The 13678-nt window shown below is 68.8% G+C and carries 13 protein-coding genes; 8 read left to right on the forward strand and 5 right to left on the reverse strand.

Annotation, left to right across the window (positions count from 1 at the left end):
- Positions 1-429 precede the first annotated feature (429 nt).
- The 4 genes from ACFPJ1_RS38585 (at position 430) to ACFPJ1_RS38600 (ending at position 3091) form a co-directional block, all read left to right on the forward strand.
- Positions 430-1023: a DUF1349 domain-containing protein gene (locus tag ACFPJ1_RS38585; RefSeq protein ID WP_380111292.1), complete on the forward strand. Its 594-nt coding sequence runs from the start codon at positions 430-432 to the stop codon at positions 1021-1023.
- 122 nt (positions 1024-1145) lie between these two features.
- Positions 1146-2114, forward strand: coding sequence for a zinc-binding dehydrogenase (locus tag ACFPJ1_RS38590; RefSeq protein WP_380111294.1), 969 nt, complete (start codon positions 1146-1148; stop codon positions 2112-2114).
- Positions 2115-2121: 7 nt separating this feature from the next.
- The gene (locus ACFPJ1_RS38595; protein ID WP_380111295.1) at positions 2122-2634 is read left to right on the forward strand and encodes a GNAT family N-acetyltransferase; all 513 of its coding nucleotides are present in this window, start codon (positions 2122-2124) and stop codon (positions 2632-2634) included.
- Positions 2635-2794: 160 nt separating this feature from the next.
- Positions 2795-3091: a WhiB family transcriptional regulator gene (locus ACFPJ1_RS38600; protein WP_132290312.1), complete on the forward strand. Its 297-nt coding sequence runs from the start codon at positions 2795-2797 to the stop codon at positions 3089-3091.
- Positions 3092-3182: 91 nt separating this feature from the next.
- Here the strand turns inward: ACFPJ1_RS38600 and ACFPJ1_RS38605 are convergent, their stop codons facing one another.
- Positions 3183-4412, reverse strand: coding sequence for a sodium:proton exchanger (locus ACFPJ1_RS38605; protein ID WP_380111296.1), 1230 nt, complete (start codon positions 4410-4412; stop codon positions 3183-3185).
- Between the two features lie 116 nt (positions 4413-4528).
- Between ACFPJ1_RS38605 and ACFPJ1_RS38610 the strand changes: the two genes are divergently transcribed.
- Entirely contained in the window at positions 4529-4891 is a 363-nt protein-coding gene (locus ACFPJ1_RS38610) for an ArsR/SmtB family transcription factor (RefSeq protein ID WP_380111297.1), read from the forward strand.
- A 43-nt stretch (positions 4892-4934) separates the two neighbouring features.
- On the opposite strand, the gene ACFPJ1_RS38615 is transcribed toward ACFPJ1_RS38610, so the two are convergent.
- From ACFPJ1_RS38615 to ACFPJ1_RS38630, 4 genes are all read right to left on the reverse strand, one after another.
- Positions 4935-5663 carry an AAA family ATPase gene (locus ACFPJ1_RS38615; RefSeq protein ID WP_380111298.1) on the reverse strand — a complete coding sequence of 243 codons (729 nt, stop codon included), beginning with the start codon at positions 5661-5663 and terminating at the stop codon, positions 4935-4937.
- Between the two features lie 25 nt (positions 5664-5688).
- Positions 5689-5865: a DUF6104 family protein gene (locus ACFPJ1_RS38620; protein WP_199234592.1), complete on the reverse strand. Its 177-nt coding sequence runs from the start codon at positions 5863-5865 to the stop codon at positions 5689-5691.
- A gap of 1 nt (position 5866) precedes the next feature.
- The gene (locus ACFPJ1_RS38625; protein WP_380111299.1) at positions 5867-9727 is read right to left on the reverse strand and encodes a multifunctional oxoglutarate decarboxylase/oxoglutarate dehydrogenase thiamine pyrophosphate-binding subunit/dihydrolipoyllysine-residue succinyltransferase subunit; all 3861 of its coding nucleotides are present in this window, start codon (positions 9725-9727) and stop codon (positions 5867-5869) included.
- A gap of 424 nt (positions 9728-10151) precedes the next feature.
- Positions 10152-10556 (reverse strand): DUF3052 domain-containing protein, encoded by a 405-nt coding sequence (locus tag ACFPJ1_RS38630; protein WP_380111301.1) that lies wholly within the window; start codon positions 10554-10556, stop codon positions 10152-10154.
- 218 nt (positions 10557-10774) lie between these two features.
- Between ACFPJ1_RS38630 and ACFPJ1_RS38635 the strand changes: the two genes are divergently transcribed.
- The 3 genes from ACFPJ1_RS38635 (at position 10775) to ACFPJ1_RS38645 (ending at position 13450) form a co-directional block, all read left to right on the forward strand.
- Positions 10775-11446: a FadR/GntR family transcriptional regulator gene (locus ACFPJ1_RS38635; RefSeq protein WP_132191080.1), complete on the forward strand. Its 672-nt coding sequence runs from the start codon at positions 10775-10777 to the stop codon at positions 11444-11446.
- A gap of 24 nt (positions 11447-11470) precedes the next feature.
- On the forward strand, positions 11471-11701 hold the full coding sequence (locus tag ACFPJ1_RS38640) for a DUF6343 family protein (protein ID WP_380111302.1): 231 nt from the start codon (positions 11471-11473) through the stop codon (positions 11699-11701).
- A 168-nt stretch (positions 11702-11869) separates the two neighbouring features.
- A complete protein-coding gene (locus ACFPJ1_RS38645; protein WP_380111303.1) occupies positions 11870-13450 on the forward strand; it encodes an ABC-F family ATP-binding cassette domain-containing protein in 1581 nt (526 codons plus the stop codon).
- Positions 13451-13678 lie beyond the last annotated feature (228 nt).

Below are 13678 nucleotides of genomic sequence, written 5' to 3' on the forward strand. Positions count from 1 at the left end.
GACAAACAACTCCGCGACGCCATCACCGACTTCGCCGGCGACTCCCGCCACGCCAACCCCTGGGCCGCCGACCTCTACACCCGAGCCCGAGCCCGAGGCCACGACCACCCCCACGCCGTCCGCATCCTCGCCCGCGCCTGGCTCCACATCATCTGGCACTGCTGGCAAAACAACACCGCCTACAACCCCCACCAAACACAACGCCCTCCAACGCCTCCTCAACGAACCCAACAAACAGGCGGCTTGACACAGGGCTCCTCTTGACGCACACCGGCCCGACTAGCACCATCACGCAGCCCGGTGACGCAACCACCTCCGCCCACTGGCGGAACCACTTCTGCTGTTGGCCGGCCAGCACCTCTGCCGGTACGCGGCACTCGTGCCCGGCGTACTGGTGTTGTGGGTGATGGGTCGCTTAGCGTCTGGGGGATGGAGCGTAGGCGTGCGATCGAGTGGTCTGAGGCGGCTTGGCTGAATCGGCCGGAGGCGGTGCTGGTCGATGGGGACAACCTGCTGGTCACGGCCCGGAAGGGGAGCGACTTCTGGCGGACCACCAGTTACGGGTTCGTGCATGATGACGGGCATGCGCTGCTGACGGACTTCCCGCCGGAGTCTGCGGTCGAGGTCGGGTTCGTGGTCGCGTTCGACGAGTTGTACGACCAGGCTGGGCTGCTGGTCCGGGTGGACGCGGAGACCTGGGTCAAGGCCGGGATCGAGTTCACCGACGGGGTTCCGCACCTCGGCTCCGTCGTCACGCACGGCCGTTCCGACTGGTCACTCGCGCCGGTGGCCGACTGGGCGGGCCGGGAGGTGACCATCCGGGTGAGCCGGTCGGGCGACGCGTTGACGATGCGGGCGCGCTGCGAGGACGAACCCTGGCAACTGTTCCGGGTGGCGCCGCTCGATCCCGCGGCGACGGCTGCTGCCGGACCGTTCACCTGCGCGCCCACCCGGGACGGCCTGACGGTCCGCTTCACCTCCTTCGTCGCCACCACCCCAGACGAAGCCCTCCACCTCGACTGATCGCCACCACTCTGGACGAAGCCCTCCACCTCGACTGATCGCGACTACCTCAGCCCCGCCGGTCGCCGTACCCGGTGATGTCGGTTACTGACTGGTCGGTGCGGCGGGCCTAGGGTGAGGGCATGCTTGCTGCCTACGCTGCCGGGTTCAACGCCGAGGATCCTGTCTCCGCGCTGGAGGTGGGGGAGCGGCCGGAGCCGGTGGCGCCGGACGGGTGGGTGACCATCGACGTCAAGGCGACCGCGCTGAATCACCACGACCTGTGGTCGCTGAAGGGTGTCGGGCTGGCGGAGAAGAGCCTGCCGATGATCCTGGGGTGCGACGCCGCGGGGATCGACCCGGACGGCAACGAGGTCGTCGTCCACGCGGTGATCTCGGACCCGGGGTGGAAGGGCGACGAGACGCTCGACCCGAAGCGGTCGCTGCTGAGCGAGCGGTACCAGGGCACGCTGGCCGAGAAGGTCGTGGTGCCGGCGGGCAACGTCGTACCGAAGCCGGCTGGGCTGAGCTTCGAGGAGGCCGCGTGCCTCCCGACGGCCTGGCTCACGGCGTACCGGATGTTGTTCACCCAGTCGGGGCTGAAGCCGGGTGACACCGTGCTCGTGCAGGGCTCCGGTGGTGGCGTCGCGACCTCGCTGATCACGCTGGCCCGGGCCGCGGGCATCCGGGTCTGGGCGACGAGCCGGGACGAGGGCAAGCGGGCGAGGGCCGTCGAGATCGGGGCGCACGAGGCGTTCGAGTCCGGCGCGCGGCTGCCCGAACGGGTCGACGCCGTGATGGAGACCGTCGGCCAGGCGACCTGGTCGCACTCGCTGAAGTCGCTCAAGCAGGGCGGCACGCTGGTGATCTCCGGCGCGACCAGCGGGCAGGCGCCGAAGTCGGCCGAGCTCAACCGGATCTTCTTCCTGCAACTGCGGGTGCAGGGCTCCACGATGGGCACTCGGACCGAGCTGGCGGAGCTGGTGCGGTTCATGGCGAATGCCGGGATCAAGCCGCACATCGACACCACGCTGGCGCTGGCCGACGCCCGCAAGGGATTCGCCAAGATGCACGAGGGTGACGTGTTCGGCAAGATCGTCTTCACGGTCTGACCCGCCGATGGAACCTCTGATCCGCCGCGCCGAGGTGGCCGACGCCGAGGCCGGCGCGTGGTGTCACCTGCTGTGCTGGCGGGAGACGTACGGCGGACTGGTCGAGCCCGCGGTGCTGGCCGAGAAGACGGGTGACGTCGGCCGCCGGACGGAGAAGTGGGCGGGGGCGATCGAGGCCGGCATGGTCCGGTGGATCGCGCTCAACCCTGATCCTTCGGTCTCGGTGGAGGACCGGGTGATCGGGTTCTCGTCGCCCGGGCCGTCGCGGGACGAGGATGCGCCGACGCCGCTGGAGCTCTACGCGATCTACGTCCGGGAGAAGTGGTGGGGCAGCGGGCTCGGGTACCGGCTGCTCGACGTTGCCATTGGCAAGGAACCCGCGAGCCTGTGGGTGCTGGAGGGCAACCAGCGGGCGCGGGCGTTCTACCGCCGGCAGGGCTTCGCGGAGGACGGAGTACGGGTGCACGAGCCGTTCTTCGGCGTACCGGAGATCAGGATGGTCCGGCCCGCCGTACCGTGAGCCGGTGACAGCGGCACTGATGTGACAGTGGGTCGGCGTGACGTTTCATGGCTGAAACATTGCCGTCGCACCGGGGCAACGAGGCTGGCGCAGTCTGGTCCTACCGCGGGAAACCCCCGCGGTTTCGATCCGCCCGATCGATGAGGGAGCAGGAGTGCCCATGAGGCCGACCTTGACGGTGATCGCCGACCCCGCCGACCGTTGGATGATGCGGGCCGCGTGTATCGGCCAGGCGCCGGCGTACGACGAGACCGCCACCCAGTGGGAGCAGCGCAAGGCCCAGGCGATCTGCCTGACCGCGTGCCCGGTGATCGAGGAGTGCCGCGAGTGGGCCCGCCGGACCAAGTTCACCGGCACCGCTGCCGGCGAGAAATTCCTCTCCGGCCGCCGCCGGGGCCGCCCCGGCCCCCAGGAACGCCGCCGCCCCGCCGCGATCGAGGAGCAGCAGGCCAGCTAGTCACCAGACGCGAACTGCCCCCACCGCACAGGGCCGGTGGGGGCAGTTTCTGTACTGCGGGACGCTGGCTGGCGTCTGCTGACCGTGGTCCTCAGACCCCGACCAGTTCGTCCGAGCGCTCCTCGGTCTTCGCGGTCCGCCGGAAAGGCGAGGTGATGGTCGCCAGCACGTACTGACGGTTGCGGATGACGGCGACGATCGCTAGCGCCAGGTAGATGCCGGAGAGGATGTACCGTCCGGTCTCGCCCGGGATCGCGAACTGCACCATGAACAACCCGAGCAGCGTCCAGGCCGCCCAGCGCGGAAAGCGCAGCGTCAGCAGCACGGCGATACCGAGCAGCGTCTGAGTCGCGGTCAGCAGGAACTCCTCGACCTGGCGTCCGTCGAGCTGCAAGGCCACCGGACCGCCGCCGAGCCCGTAGGCGATCGGCAGGCTTCCGATCAGCAGCGTCCACTGGTTCACCTTGGCGGAGATCAGCAGGCCGAGCGCGGCAGCGCCCTTGCCCCGCCACGCGAACAGGATCGCGACGATGAACTCGGGTGCCTCGGAGGCCAGCGGAGCCAGCCACTGCACCAGCAGGAACTGGTCGATCCCCAGCGCGTGCCCGCCCTCGACCAGCGAGTCCGCGAACGGCTCGGCGGACAGCAGGATCACCCCGGCCGAGACCAGGAACATGGAGATGACGGCGGTCCGGCGCTGGACCTTCGCGAGTCCGCCGATCCGCTTGGCAGGCCCGATCAGGTCGGGCTCCTCGTCGTGCTCGGAGGCTGCCGCACGCCAGAGGTAGTAGGCGAAGAAGGCCAGCAGGGCGATGCCGAGCACCAGGTGGATCTCGCCGGTGATCGGGATGATGAACGCGACCACGCTGGCGACCGCCAGGAAGCCGAGCTCCCGTCGGTACCCGGACTCCAGCACCAGCGCCTTCACGGTCTTCCCGCTGCGCTTGCTGGCGACGTACAGGCTGATCAGTACGACGCTGGACCAGCCGAGGCCGAGCAGGAGCCGGTTGGACCCGGTCATGTTGGCGGCGGCGTAGGCGACGTACTCCGGCTGGCTGCCGGCGGTGTGCGCGAAGTAGAGGTCCACGGCGTACTCCGGGAGCACGGCGATGACCGCCAGCAGCGCGATCGCCAGGCCGCCGGAGATGTCGACCTCCGCGGCCTCGGCGGCCCAGGCGAGCACGAAGGACGCCGCGACCACCGCAAGCCCGAAGACGACGATGCCGAGAGGGGCGGACAGTTCGACGCCGGCCAGTCGCAGGGCGACGGCCGGGACTGCCGCGAGGAGGCAGAGAAGCACGGGGCGGAGAGCTCTGATCACGCGTTCAAGCCTGCCACCATTTTGATACTTTCGCAATTGCGCAAGTATGAGACCGTACTCACCTGCGGCCAGCCGCGTGCCTGCTGACCGCCCGAGGCGTCACAATGACTCCACCCATGACCACGTCACGCCCTGAACGCGAACCCACGAAGGCGCAGCTGGTGTCCGCCGCCGGCACGTTCGCCATGCTCTCGGCGCCCGTCCGCCTGCATCTGGTCTCCCTGGCAGCACAAGGGGAGTACGACGTGGGCACGCTGGCCGAGCGGGTCGGCGTCAGCATCGCCACCGCGAGCCAGCACCTCGGCAAGCTGCGGCTGGCCGGCATCATCACGGCCCGCCGCGAGGGTCGCCGGCACATCTACACCGTCGACGACCCGCACGTGCTCAACCTGGTCGACCAGATCTTCGAGCACATCGCCCCCGACGGCTCGCTGGCCCCCGACCCACCCCTCCGCCGCCGCCCGCCCCACGCGGAGTAGCCGTACTGCGGTCGCCCGTGCTGAGAGTCCGTCGAGCACAGAGCTAGAGGATGTGGCGGAGGAACCTTTGGGGGGCCTGCAGGTAGGAGCGCCAGTTCTGGACGAGCTCGAGCTCGTCCCAGGTGCTCTCGCGGATGCCCCACTCGCCGACCTCGAGGATCCTCGCGTCGGGTAGGGCGGCGATGACGGGGGAGTGGGTGGCGCAGATGACCTGGCTGCCGCTCCTGGCCAGCTGGTCGAGGACGCCGACGACGGCCAGGCTCGAGGAGAACGACAACGCCGACTCCGGCTCGTCCAGGCAGTAGAACCCGTGGCGGTCGAACCTGTCCCCGATCACGGCGAGGAAGCTCTCCCCGTGGCTCATCCGGTGGAACGGCAGGTCCGGCTGTTGTCCACCTGTCCGCGGGTTGTCCTCCAGGTAGGTGTAGAAGCCGTGCATCGTCTCGGCGCGGAGGAAGAAGCCGGCCCGGCTCGCACCCGCACCCCTGGTCAGCTGGAGGTCGTCGGACAGCGGCGACTCGGTCGCCCGGGTCGTCAGCCGGGCTCCGGTCGAGCCGCCCTCGGGGGACATCCCGTAGGCGACCGCGATCGCCTCGACCAGGGTGGACTTGCCGGTGCCGTTCTCGCCGACCAGGAAGGTGACGCCGGGGTCGAGGTCCAGCCCGTCGGTCAGGAGCTGGCGGACCGCGGGGATGGTGTGCGGCCAGGTCCCGGACGGACGAATGCCCTCCGCCGCGGCAACCCGGCGTACGGGGTGGTCGGCGAAGGGCATCTCGTCAGGCTAGACGAGCGAGGGCTCAGTCGTCCTCGTCGTCCAGGCGCGCCAGCCAGGTGGCGAAGCGCTCGATCGGGGTCTCGAACTCGGGGTTCAGGTCGACGAACTCGCGCAGCCGCTCGGCCATCCAGGCCAGCGTGACGTCTTCCTCGCCACGCCGGCCCTCGAGCTCCTCGATCCCTCGGTCGGTGAAGTACACGTCAGCTGAAGGCCTGCTTCATCAGCGTCGCCAGCTCGGTGACGTGCACGTTGTGCGAGCCGACCGACGGCGCGGACATGGCCGGCCGGGACACCCGGTAGAACGGCTTGCCGTCCAGGTGCTCGGTCAGGTTCAGCGCCATGAACGGCCACGGACCCTGGTTCGCCGGCTCGTCCTGCACCCAGCGGATCTCCTGCAGGTTCGGGTACTTCGCCAGCTCGGCCTTGATCTCCGCGGCGGGCAGCGGGTAGAGCTGCTCGACCCGCAGGATCGCGGTGCTGATCTTGTCCGGCTCCGCCTTCTTGCGCTCGGCCAGCAGGTCGTAGCTGATCCGGCCGGAGGCCAGGACGACCCGCTCCACGGCGGCCGTGTTCTGCTCGGCCTCGGTGTCGTTCAGGACCGGGCGGAACGTGCCGCTGGTCAGCTCCTCGGGCTGCGACACCGCCGCCTTCAACCGGAGCAACTGCTTCGGGGTGAAGACGATCAGCGGGTTGTGCTCCTCCTGCAGCGTGTGCCGCCGCAGCAGGTGGAAGTACGACGCGGGCGTCGACGGCTGCGCCACCGTCATCGCGTTCTCGGCGCACAGCTGCATGAACCGCTCGATCCGGGCGGACGAGTGGTCCGGGCCCTGACCTTCGTAGCCGTGCGGCAGCAGCAGCACGACACCGGACTTCTGGCCCCACTTCGCCTCACCGGCCGAGATGTACTCGTCGATGATCGACTGGGCACCGTTGACGAAGTCGCCGAACTGGGCCTCCCAGAGGACCAGCGCCTCCGGCCGTGCCACGGAGTACCCGTACTCGAAGCCGAGTGCGGCGTACTCGCTCAGCAATGAGTCGTAGACGTAGAAGTTCGCCTGCTCCTCGTCCAGGTGCTGCAGCGGGACGTGGTCCTGCCCGTTGATCCGGTCGATGACGGCGGCGAACCGCTGCACGAAGGTGCCCCGGCGGCTGTCCTGGCCGGCCAGCCGGACCGGACGCCCGGCCAGCAGCAGCGAGCCGAACGCGGTGATCTCCGCGCTGGCCCAGTCGACCGGTCCCTGGGTGATCGCGGCGGCCCGGCGCTGCAGCTGCGGCATCACCTTCGGGTGCGCGGTGAAGCCCTCCGGCAGCGTCGTGTACGCGTCGGCAATCTTCTTCAGCACCTCGGGGGTGGTCGCCGTCGCGTCCGGGCCGTCCGGCTTCTCCGGGTAGACCGGGACAGTCACGTACGGCGCCGGCGTGTCCGGCTGGCTCTTCGCCTCGCGGACCTCGGTGAACACCCGCTCCAGCCGCTGCTGGAAGTCGCGCATCGCCTGCTCGGCCTCTTCCACCGTGATGTCGCCTCGGCCGATCAGGGCCTCGGTGTAGAGCTTGCGCACGGACCGCTTCTGCTCGATCAGGTCGTACATCAGCGGCTGGGTGAAGCTCGGGTCGTCGCCCTCGTTGTGACCGCGGCGGCGGTAGCAGACCAGGTCGATGACGACGTCCTTGTTGAATGCCTGGCGGTACTCGAAGGCCAGGTCCGCGACCCGGATGCAGGCCTCGGGGTCGTCGCCGTTCACGTGGAAGATCGGCGCTTGCACCATCCGGGCGACGTCGGTGCTGTACATCGACGAGCGGGACGAGGCCGGCGAGGTGGTGAAGCCGACCTGGTTGTTCACGATCACGTGGATCGTGCCGCCGGTGCGGTAGCCGCGCAGCTGGGACAGGTTCAGCGTCTCCGCCACCACGCCCTGGCCGGCGAAGGCCGCGTCACCGTGCACGAGCAACGGCAGCACCGGGAACACGGCGCCGCGGTCCAGGAGGTCCTGCTTGGCCCGGACGATGCCCTCGAGCACCGGGTCGACCGTCTCCAGGTGGGACGGGTTCGCCGCGACCGAGACCTTGATCTTGTCGCCGAACTCGGAGACGAACTCGCCCTCGGCGCCCAGGTGGTACTTCACGTCACCGGAGCCCTGGACCGTCCGCGGGTCGATGTTGCCGTCGAACTCGCGGAAGATCTGGCCGTACGACTTGCCGACGATGTTGGCCAGCACGTTCAGCCGGCCGCGGTGCGCCATACCGATGGTGACCTCGTCCAGCCCGGCGCCGGCGGCCTCCTCGCAGATCTCGTCGAGCAGCGGGATGGTGGTCTCCGCGCCCTCGAGGGAGAACCGCTTCTGGCCGACGTACTTGGTCTGCAGGAAGGTCTCGAAGGCCTCGGCCTCGTTCAGCTTGGCCAGGATCCGCAGCTGCTCCTCGCGCGGCGGCTTGGTGTGCGGCCGCTCGATCCGCTCCTGCAGCCACTTGCGCTGCTCGGGGTCCTGGATGTGCATGTACTCGACGCCGACCGTGCGGCAGTACGAGTCGCGCAGGATGCCGAGGATCTCCCGCAGCTTCATGAACTTGCGGTCGGCCTGGGCGCCGAACGAGCCGGTCGCGAACTCGCGGTCCAGGTCCCACAGGGTCAGGCCGTGGGTGGCGACGTCGAGGTCGGGGTGACTGCGCTGCTTGTACTCCAGCGGGTCGGTGTCGGCCATGATGTGGCCGCGCACCCGGTAGGCGTGGATCAGCTCGAGGATGCGGGCCTGCTTGCTGATGTCCTCCTCGTGGCTGTGCGGGAGGTCAGCGGCCCAGCGGATCGGCTCGTAGGGGATCCTCAGCGACTGGAAGATCTCGTCGTAGAAGCCCTCCTCGCCGAGCAGCAGCTTGTGCAGCCGGCGCAGGAACTCACCCGACTGGGCGCCCTGGATGATCCGGTGGTCGTAGGTCGAGGTCAGCGTCATCACCTTGCTGACCGCGAGCTTGGCCATCGTCTCCTCGGCCGCACCCTGGTACTCCGTCGGGTACTCCATCGCGCCGACGCCGATGATGCAGCCCTGGCCGCTCATCAGCCGCGGCACCGAGTGCTGGGTGCCGATGGTGCCGGGGTTGGTCAGGCTGATCGTGGTGCCCTGGAAGTCGGGCAGCGCGAGCTTGTTGTCCCGGGCCCGCCTGACGATGTCCTCGTAGGCCATCCAGAACTCGGCGAACGTCATCGACTCGGTGGCCTTGATCGACGGCACCAGCAACTGCCGGGTGCCGTCCGGCTTCTGCATGTCGATGGCCAGGCCGAGGTTGATGTGCTCCGGCTGGACCAGCGTCGGCTTGCCCTCGGTCTCGTCGAACGAGGCGTTCATCTCCGGCAGCGTCTTCAGCGCCTTCACCAGGGCCCAGCCGACCAGGTGGGTGAAGGAGATCTTGCCGCCGCGGGCGCGCTTGAGGTGGTTGTTGATGACGATCCGGTTGTCGATCAGCAGCTTGACCGGCACCTGGCGCACGCTGGTCGCAGTGGGGACCCCGAGGCTGGTCTCCATGTTCTGCGCGGTCCGTGCGGGCGCTCCGCGCAGAATGACCCGGTTCGCGTCCGTGCTGGTCGCGGGTGCGGGCTTGGGTTGCGCCTTGGGCGGCTGGTTCACCGTGCCTCCGGTCGGGGCGCCGCTCGCCGCGGGCGCTGCTTTCGCTGTGGATGCTGCTGTCTGTGCTTGCTTGGCCGGGGCCGGAGTTGCCGCGGCGGCCGGAGTGGCTGCCTTGGCGGGAGCCGGCGCGGCCGGAGCGGGAGCGGCCGGCGCTGGTGCGGCAGCCGCGGCCTGGGCGGCGGGCTGGCTGGACGACGGCGCGGCGGCGGCGGTACCGCGGCTCGGCGCCTCGGGGGTCTTGTTGTCTGACACCGCATCGGGCCGGGGAGCGTCGGCCGGCTTCGCCTGCTTCGCATCACCCGGGCTGTAACCCTTGAAGAAGTCCCACCACGCCGGATCCACAGACTTGGGGTCCTGGAGGTAGTTCTCGTACATCTCGTCGACCAGCCATTCGTTCGCACCGAAGGCTGCAAGGGGATTAGTTTCTGATGGCTCGGTGGCCACTTGGCAGTTCGCCTCTTCCGATCGGGTCAGATACCTGTGTTATGAGCACTGGAGTTATGGGGTGCTTCCCGAGGCAAGGCTAATAGCAGGGCCAACACTTCTACAGCCCGGGATCACCGGACCAGTCGATCCAGTGGTTGGCGCGTCGGCCCTTGATCGATCGACCCCTGAAACACCGTGATGGCAGGTGTTCCAGCGATTTGCGGGCGCGTTCGGACGCCGGTGACGTGGCCATCAGCCGGAAGAATTGCGGGACCCGTTGCAGAGGTGGCTTTCCGGGACTCCGGACAGGGCCCTGCGGACCCCTCTGGATGCCTGGTTGGCCACTGTATGCAGCTGCGCACTTGCGGGCCGTGATGGTCAGGTCTGCGCAATTGTGTGGCGAAGGTCACGCACTGGATCAGTCCAGTTCGCGAGAATTGGCTCACCTGTTGACCAGTCGGCGGACAAGTTTCAGCCCGGACCAGGTGTCGTCGACCGCACAGACCTTCACGTCCACCACCCCGAGCGGCAGGGCCACGTCGCGGACACCGTTCTCGTCCAGGTCGGTCGCCAGTCCCGACGACCGCTTCGGCCAGGCGATCCAGATCATCCCTGCCTTCGCCGTCTTCCCGAGCAGTACAGGCAACCTCCTCGCCAGCCGCGCCCGATCCGGGCAGAACGCCAGGATCACGTCGTACTCCGCCCGCCCGAGTCGGCTGAGCACCTTGAGCCCGTCCGGCAGTCCCTCGATCACGAACCCGGCCGGCGCGTTCTCGACGACAACGGCATGCTCAGGCTTGATCCCAAGCTTCCCGGCCAGCGGCTTCCCCGAGTATCCCGCACTCATGCAGCGATGCTAGGCGCCTACCCGATCACCCAGAGGACTCGTCCGGTCCTCCGCCGCTGAGTCGTGGATCAGCGTTCGGGGCAAACGTTTGCTCGACCCCGAAATCCACGACTCGACGAGCCCAGCGGCCGGTGGGGTGGTGGGTTGGTGCCGATGGCAACGGGGGGTGTTCGGTTCGGCGGGGCGCGGGGAGGGGGCCGCGGCGGCATACTGACGGGATGGCGTTGACGGATGAGGCGATCGTCAAGATCAAAGGGATGATCACCTCGGGGGAGTTGCGGCCGGGAGACCGGCTGCCCAAGGAGGCTGATCTCGCGGCGCGGCTCGGGCTGTCGCGGAACTCGCTGCGGGAGGCCGTGAAGGCACTCACGCTGGTCAACGTGCTGGACGTGCGGCATGGCGACGGGACGTACGTGACCAGCCTCGACTCCGCGCATCTCCTCGACGCGCTGAGCTTCATGGTCGACCTGCATCAGGACGACTCCGTGCTGCAGTTCTTCGAGGTACGACGTCTGCTCGAGCCCGGGGTCGCCGCGCTGGCGGCGAATCGGCGTACGACTGAGCAGTTGAGCGAGTTGCGCTTGCTGACGAGTGATCTGGCCGCAGGCGCAGGGGTGGACGACCTCGTCGCGAACGACCTCAAGTTTCACCGCGGGATCGCGGAGGCGAGTGGCAACGCGGTCGTCTGCTCTTTGCTCGACGGGGTCTCCGGGGCGACCCAGCGCGCACGGATCTGGCGCGGGGTCACCCAGGCCGGAGCGGTCGAGCGGACCCTGGCCGAGCACAGCGCGATCCTGGACGCGATCGAGATCGGCGACGCGGAGGCGGCGCGCGCCTGGATGACCGCGCACATCGCGGGGGTCGAGAATTGGTTGCGCAAGGCCCGCTGAACCGTTGATGTGGAGGGCACCGGGATGAGTCAGGAACCACCTCCGCCCCGGAGCGCGTTGACGCTCCGGATCGTGCTGGCCTCCTTCGGACTGGTGGTTTGTGGCGTCGCCGGGGTGCTGTTCGTCGTCAACGATGTGCCGGCCGGGTGGGCGATCGCGGCCGAGTTCCTCGCGGTCGTCGCGGCGCTCGATCTGCTGGTGATCGGCCGGCGGAAGTGGGTGAACCGGCAGCGCTCCCGCGGAAAGTCGGATTGATGCCGGTCTCGAAATCCGGGTTGATGCCGGTCGGACGGTTGTCTACTCTGGACCAGTCACATTCCCGGCGTCAGGGGTCCGCGTTGTAACTCCGAGGTCTTCTTCTGAGCAGTTGATCGCTCCCGTTCCGGTCGAGCGGTCTGGCAGAGACCTCTTTGGAGTGTGCGCATGAGTAATTCCCTGAGCTGTACCGACCTCTTCTTCGCCTGGCCCGACGGTGACGTGCTGTTCGACGGGCTGACGTTCGTGGCCGGCCCGGTCCGCTCCGGGCTGGTCGGCCGCAACGGCGTCGGCAAGTCCACTCTGCTGCGGCTGATCGCCGGACGACTCGCACCGCAACGCGGGTCGATCCGGGTCAACGGCGAACTCGGCTACCTGCCGCAGGACCTCACCCTCGACACCGCGTTGCGCGTCGACCAGGCCCTGGGCATCGCCGAGATCCGCGCGGCGATCACCGCGATCGAGCAGGGCGACGCCTCGGACGCCAACTTCGCGGCGGTCGGCGACGGCTGGGACGTGGAGGAGCGGGCCGAGGCGACGCTCGGCAAACTCGGCCTCGGCTCGATCGGGCTGGACCGCAGCGTCGGCGAACTCTCCGGCGGCGAGACGATCCTGCTCGGCCTGGCCGCCGAACTGCTCCGCCGGCCCGACGTACTGCTGCTCGACGAGCCGACGAACAACCTGGACCTGCGCGCCCGGCGGCACCTGTACGACGCGGTCGAGGGATTCCGGGGAGCCCTGCTGATCGTCAGCCACGACCGCGAACTCCTCGACCGGGTCGACCAGATCGGCGACCTGCGCAAGGGCGAGGTCACCTGGTACGGCGGCAACCTCACGGCGTACGAGGAAGCCGTCGCGGTCGAGCAGGAGGCGGCCGAGCGGATGGTCCGGTCGGCTGAATCCGACCTGAAGCGGCAGAAGCGCGAACTGATCGAGGCGCGGATGAAGATGGACCGCCGCCGCGCCGCCGGTCAGCGGGCGTTCGAGCAGGGCGGCATCCCGAAGATCATTGCCGGCGGCCTCAAACGCTCCGCGCAGGTCTCGGCGGGCAAGCACCTCGGCATGCACAGCGACCGCTTCGACGCCGCCCAGGAGGCGCTGGCCGAAGCGGAGGAGAAGGTCCACGACGACGACAGCATCCGCGTCGACCTGCCGAAGACCGCCGTACCGGCCGGGCGGATCGTGCTGCACTTGGAGGACTACGTACTCCGGACCGGCCTGCACGCCGACCTGGAGATCCGCGGGCCCGAGCGCATCGCCCTGACCGGCCCGAACGGCGCGGGCAAGAGCACCCTGCTCCACGCCCTTGCCTCCGACAACAAACCTCTCGTCCCGTGGAGGTTGCTCCCGCAGCGCCTCGACCTGCTGCAGGACGACCTGTCGGTGGTGGAGAACCTGGCCCTCCTCGCCCCCAGCGCGGAGAACCAGGAACGCCGAGCCCGCCTGGCCCGCTTCCTCTTCCGAGGCCGCGCGGCCGACCAGCCCGTCAGCACGTTGTCGGGCGGCGAACGTTTCCGAGCCACCCTCGCCGCTCTGCTCCTGGCCGAACCCCCACCGCAGTTGCTGATGCTCGACGAACCAACCAACAACCTGGACCTCTCCAGCGTCACCCAACTCCGAGAAGCCCTGGCCTCGTACAACGGAGCCCTGGTAGTCGCCAGCCACGACCTCCCGTTCCTCCGCGAGATCGGCATCACCCGCTGGCTGTCCATAGAAGACAACGAACTCCACGAGATCGACCCGCTCTAGTACTCCGAACCCACGCCGCTCCTGCGTCGCTCGCTCCCACCACCGGTTGTTCTGCGCGCTCCTCCGTCGCAGATCGGCGATCCCGGGCTGGTGCAGATCGGTGATTCGAGGTGGTGGGCGGGTTGGCGTGGGTACTTCGGACACCATCTCGCGACCTCGGGAGCCTGTTGCTTTTTGGGTGACGCGCCTGGGTAGGTCCTGGCTGGGGTCGGGTGGTGTTGGAAAGAT

Source organism: Kribbella qitaiheensis, from assembly GCF_042657745.1.
Lineage (GTDB): Bacteria > Actinomycetota > Actinomycetes > Propionibacteriales > Kribbellaceae > Kribbella > Kribbella qitaiheensis.

Coding starts and splice junctions, on each gene's coding strand:
- ACFPJ1_RS38585 (WP_380111292.1), top strand. CDS start 430: ATGGAGCGTAGGCGTGCGATCGAGTGGTCTGAGGCGGCTTGGCTGAAT.
- ACFPJ1_RS38590 (WP_380111294.1), top strand. CDS start 1,146: ATGCTTGCTGCCTACGCTGCCGGGTTCAACGCCGAGGATCCTGTCTCC.
- ACFPJ1_RS38595 (WP_380111295.1), top strand. CDS start 2,122: ATGGAACCTCTGATCCGCCGCGCCGAGGTGGCCGACGCCGAGGCCGGC.
- ACFPJ1_RS38600 (WP_132290312.1), top strand. CDS start 2,795: ATGAGGCCGACCTTGACGGTGATCGCCGACCCCGCCGACCGTTGGATG.
- ACFPJ1_RS38610 (WP_380111297.1), top strand. CDS start 4,529: ATGACCACGTCACGCCCTGAACGCGAACCCACGAAGGCGCAGCTGGTG.
- ACFPJ1_RS38615 (WP_380111298.1), bottom strand. CDS start 5,663: ATGCCCTTCGCCGACCACCCCGTACGCCGGGTTGCCGCGGCGGAGGGC.
- ACFPJ1_RS38630 (WP_380111301.1), bottom strand. CDS start 10,556: ATGAGTGCGGGATACTCGGGGAAGCCGCTGGCCGGGAAGCTTGGGATC.
- ACFPJ1_RS38635 (WP_132191080.1), top strand. CDS start 10,775: ATGGCGTTGACGGATGAGGCGATCGTCAAGATCAAAGGGATGATCACC.
- ACFPJ1_RS38640 (WP_380111302.1), top strand. CDS start 11,471: ATGAGTCAGGAACCACCTCCGCCCCGGAGCGCGTTGACGCTCCGGATC.
- ACFPJ1_RS38645 (WP_380111303.1), top strand. CDS start 11,870: ATGAGTAATTCCCTGAGCTGTACCGACCTCTTCTTCGCCTGGCCCGAC.